1 pseudogene is annotated in these 500 nt (G+C 54.4%); it reads right to left on the reverse strand.

Annotation, left to right across the window (positions count from 1 at the left end):
- Nucleotides 1–500, reverse strand: a pseudogene (locus RM706_RS16455) (gliding motility-associated C-terminal domain-containing protein); the annotation flags it as partial.

Consider the following 500-nt stretch of genomic DNA (forward strand, 5'->3'; position numbering starts at 1 on the left):
TCTGGATCCAGGTAATCTGGGGTCCCGTCTCCATCGGTATCATCATTGGTCGGGTCACCATCGCCGTCAGCATCCTCATCCGGAGTGTCGATACCGTCGCCGTCATCATCAAAATCCCTATAGTTTACATCTTCTGTTCCATCGGTATCGGGCAAATCGTTCGCCGGGTCGTCGATCTCGTCGTTCACGTCAAAACCATCGTCGACATCACTGCCCTCGTAACCGTCGTCAAGGCCGTCTCCATCCATGTCAACTCCCGTAAAGGTCTGGTCCGGCTCTCCATCTTCGTTGAAGTCGTTGCCCTCATTGTTGTCCGGCACCAAATCGTTGTCACTGTCACCATCGATATAGTCAGGGACCGTGTCGTCGTCCGTATCCTCTGGGGTGATGCCCTCATCACCTGAGCCCTCGTAGGCATCGTCTAAACCATCGTTGTCCGTATCCTCTCCGCTTGGTGGGATATAACCGTCCGTTGGCTGGCCCTCAACATTGTCGGGAAT

It is taken from the genome of Croceitalea rosinachiae (genome assembly GCF_031846445.1).
Classification (GTDB): Bacteria; Bacteroidota; Bacteroidia; order Flavobacteriales; family Flavobacteriaceae; genus Croceitalea; species Croceitalea rosinachiae.